The sequence below is a fragment of the Candidatus Methylarchaceae archaeon HK02M2 genome, from assembly GCA_024256165.1.
Classification (GTDB): domain Archaea; phylum Thermoproteota; class Nitrososphaeria; order Nitrososphaerales; family JACAEJ01; genus HK02M2.
The window spans coordinates 1-4050 of the sequence record JAKLZG010000003.1 but is presented as its reverse complement, the minus strand read 5'-3'; the positions used below and the strand labels follow the sequence as shown (position 1 = coordinate 4050).

Genomic DNA, 4050 nt, shown 5'->3' with positions numbered 1-4050 from the left:
TATTGTTTTAAATATAATTCCAAGAAAGACATACTCTTCAAACTCATAACCTCTATCCAGGAGGTTCCTCATGAAGACACCTCTCAAATACTGCATTCCTCGCTCCTAACAGGAAGTTTTCTGTTCTGTTGGGGGCTATCAATTCTATATAGCAAACAAGTTCGTTTACTGCTTACAAGAAAAGACTCAGGGTCAGCTCTTCATTCTTGACAAAAAAATAGAGAGTGAAGAATAAAGACCTTACCCCTATGGGTTCTCCATTAAAGAATGTAAAAGGACTTCATGTTGCTTTACTGCAGCTGAAGCTCAAAAAATCGGAATACAGAATCTTTTATGATGACCAGATGGATCTCCTATTTTATGGCTCTAAAATGCCCCTTGCACCTATCGAAGATTGGATCAGAAAACGGCTATAAATTAAGACCAAATAGGGAAAGAGGGTAAGGAGCGAAGGAAGGAAGCATTTTTTCTGGATCTGGAAACAATGATAAAGTGCAAGCGAGATATCTCCAACAAATTAGTCACTGCTCCAATTCTAAGCACTCAAAAATCTACAAGAAAAGAATCGTACAAGTTAAAACTCCAATTTAAGAAAGTCTTAAATAGTCCCATTTTTCTTTTCCTATATAGCTATTTATACATCAATACCATAATAACTCAATCCTGAGGAAGTCCACTAATTGTATTGATGGATGTAAAAAGATTCTGATGGATAAAAGTCTTAATTCTGAAGCTACTGATAAATCAGTTCATAAGTGATCCAGTAATAGCCTTTCTTGAGGTGCCTGTGGACTATGAGAATAATACTATAAGAGTATGCCATACTGCATGATAGGTATATATTTGGGCGTGACTTGAAATCTACTACATTGGGGATTCTAGATTATAAATAAGGTATGGATCAATATACCGTCTTTATATCCTTGATCTATCATTTTTCTTCTAACATGGGTGTTAGCGGACGTCCATCAAGCTCATAATATTCATAAATAATAAAAAGGGAGGAAATAAGATGCGAAAAAAAATATTTATTGTTTCTATAATTACTTTTTTTATCGGTACTATTATTTTCAACTCGGTCAGCAATCTGGCCTATGCACAAGAGGTTACATCAGAGCTGGATTATACCGTGGGCTTGGATGAAATTCGTGACAGCGTTGAACCCGGTGATATATATAAAGTGAATATCGTTGTGCATGGTGCTACATACGAATCAACTGAAGTTGTTCCATTTGATGTAATGCTCGCGATAGATATGTCTAAATCGATGGAACATAATGATCCCGGATACAAACGTTTAAAAGCCGCTGAAGAGTTTATTCAGAAATGCAGAATGAATAGCCCTACTCCAGCAGGTTCTATTCGAGCTGGATTAATAGGCTTTAGAGCGAGGGGGCGGTTGGAACATGCTTTAACAGATAATTATGATTCGTTATATCAGAAGATCAATGAAATGTACTCTCAAGATTTGGGTGAACAAACGAATATTGCTGGTGCGATGGCGGAAGCACACAATCAATTAGATAATCATGGTATATATAACACTCGTGCGATAATTCTTATTACCGATGGAAACCCAGAAGGATTGGGAGATAATGAACCTGAGACACAAAGAAACTTAATAGATAATGAATTGCTTCCCGAAGCATTAATTAAAGGATTTCGATACTACACCATTGCATTAGGAAACAATGCCTGGCAAGAAGGTCTGAGGAATATCGCTGAGCGAACCGGTGGCTTTCATGCGAATACAGTAACGGCAGATTCACTAATTAATATATATAGTCGTATCTTCGACCATGTTTCCAAAATAATAACTGCTGGCCAAGTAAAATTAGCACTACAGCGCGATACATTACATACACATTTTATTCCCGGGTCGTTTGAAAATCCCCCGGAATTAGCTGACCTGGAAGACACAGAGTTGGATGCTTTTGAAAATAGTTCAATAGGATTTATAAAAGTCAATCTTGGACCAATGGGTGGAGGAGATGTCAAAACAATTTCTTTCCATTTGCAGGCTTTGGAGTGTCTCCCCGTCGATGCTACTCAGGATAGAATCAAGATATATCCACTCGTTTATCCAGATTGTAAAGTGAGTTATCTCTGGGGAACTCAGTCGATTACGTATAATCTGGAAAGAAAGTTTATTTATTGTAAAAAAACTCCGGTTATTACTGTTAAGAAGGAGTATATTCCAGCTAATTCAAGGGTAGAGATAAAAATTACTAACAATTATACACCTCGTAGAGATATTCCGGATTCAGATCGCACGATAACTAATATTCATGTTCATGAGTTATTAAGTCAATATTTTTCCCGTAATTATTTCGGACCGCCAAATTTTTATGACAGTTTTATCTCACGTTTAGATCCAAGTTTCATTCAACCAAATATTTTTATACCAGGTAAATTTGGTAATGATTTTTTATATTGGGAGATTAGAGCCCTTGGCCCTAAGCAATCAAAGACACTTTGGTTTAGGGTCAATTCATTAGGCTGGGGGCCAAGAGATGAAGATAAACAACTACCAGTGGATTCGGTAGATCCAAAAGATCCATCAGCTCCGTATACAGAGTCGAAAGTTACTTATAAGTTAAAAAACGAAACGAAAACGTTAGTCATACAAAACAAATATTATACACCAGTGATGTTGCCAGATATGAGTGCTCAAAACGGGAGACCCAATCTCTACATTGAACCTCCCCTAACACGGTACGAGTTTAAAAATTTACCTATACCCTCTTCAGATGTTTCTTCGGATACCCGGATTCCATCTACAGGACCCGGTTTTCTTAGTTGCAGCCTGCCGGAAAGATCTGAGTCTGCTGACATTTGGATTGATTCCAAGAGGAATCAGTATGTTAACGATTGGACAAACACAGCTAGTATCAGACTTAAACTTAAAAACTCAAATTTTGATTTTTCTATTGATCGTTTTAAGGGAGTGACTGGGCAAGGGGATCTTTTTAGTATCAGTTCCTCAAACCGTATTCAATTCAAGGTACATAGCTTTGGTGCTTCTTCAAACCAAATAAAAGCTAAGGTATATATTCTTGAACATTACGGCCGTGATAGATTACGCCTACCATCTCAATGGGTCTTACTTGGTGATGCAAAAATTATTTTTTCACCGAATTGGAGTGATTACCATATTTTTTCAGTTGAAATACCTGAAAATACTGTTAGGGAGGGGGATCATACACGTCTATTTTGTGTTTGGGGTAACATGAGATACCATACAGCTACAATAATGATCAAGATTGCGAAAGCACAACATGAAGGGCATATTAGTAATAATGTTTCCACAGAGCGATTTCTGGTGGTTAGATAAGAATGAGATCGTTAGTAAAATGAAGGATGCATATTGGGTTCTACCCAAAAGAGACATTGATCTATATGAGTGCTATTTGAGATTTAGCGCACAAATATTGAAAAGTATTTTGAAACGAGGTAATCTCAATCCCAAGGAGGCGGAGCGACAGAAGAGGCATCGTACCGAGATCGTTCGCTTCCTCGAAGACGAAGAAGAGCTTGCCCGTCATTCCAAGCCTAAAGCCACAGCCCGTTGGGCCATCAACTTGCTTGCTTCCCTGCGCTTCAAACGATACCTGAAAGTGACAAAGGGTGGTAGAGAACACACCAGGATCATATCTTAAATATTAAGTATTCGATCATGAAGATATGATTGAGAAATAAGTTCAAATGATCTGAGGCAGGCTGAAAAAATCTGGTGGTAAAGTAGTTCACATTTCCTTGACATAATCATATTCTTAAATACAATTCCAATGAGCTAAACACATCTTCTTCAATCCCTTAACCTCTATCCAGGAGGTTCCTCATGAAGATACCTCTCAAAATGTGCCTACCTCACTCCTGACAGGACATTACATGTTCTGTTGGGAGCTTCTCAAATCTATATCGCAAACTAGTTCGTTTGCTTTCCATGGCATTTTCGAATCCATCAATTAATGGAGGGTGTGATATGATACAAATGAGCCGATTTCTACTTATATATTTCTTAGTAATCATTTTTTCAGTAACGCTTAT

Annotated in this window: 4 protein-coding genes; 3 read left to right on the top strand and 1 reads right to left on the bottom strand. The window is 37.5% G+C overall.

Annotated features, from left to right (window positions below):
- Positions 1-224 precede the first annotated feature (224 nt).
- The 3 genes from L6N96_00215 to L6N96_00205 all read left to right on the top strand — a co-directional run bounded on the left by L6N96_00215 (position 225) and on the right by L6N96_00205 (position 3659).
- Positions 225-416 carry a hypothetical protein gene (locus tag L6N96_00215; protein ID MCP8322590.1) on the top strand — a complete coding sequence of 64 codons (192 nt, stop codon included), beginning with the start codon at positions 225-227 and terminating at the stop codon, positions 414-416.
- Between the two features lie 596 nt (positions 417-1012).
- Complete coding sequence (locus L6N96_00210; GenBank protein MCP8322589.1) at positions 1013-3334, top strand: VWA domain-containing protein; 2322 nt, start codon at positions 1013-1015, stop codon at positions 3332-3334.
- Positions 3300-3659, top strand: coding sequence for a hypothetical protein (locus L6N96_00205; protein ID MCP8322588.1), 360 nt, complete (start codon positions 3300-3302; stop codon positions 3657-3659). Before L6N96_00210 ends, L6N96_00205 begins: the two co-directional genes overlap by 35 nt.
- 211 nt (positions 3660-3870) lie before the next feature.
- On the opposite strand, the gene L6N96_00200 is transcribed toward L6N96_00205, so the two are convergent.
- Positions 3871-4050: hypothetical protein (locus tag L6N96_00200; protein ID MCP8322587.1), on the bottom strand; the 180-nt coding region annotated here is incomplete at its 5' end.

What these genes read in the sequence shown, in the direction of transcription:
- L6N96_00205 (MCP8322588.1), top strand. Translation starts at nt 3,300, where the DNA reads ATGTTTCCACAGAGCGATTTCTGGTGGTTAGATAAGAATGAGATCGTT.
- L6N96_00210 (MCP8322589.1), top strand. Translation starts at nt 1,013, where the DNA reads ATGCGAAAAAAAATATTTATTGTTTCTATAATTACTTTTTTTATCGGT.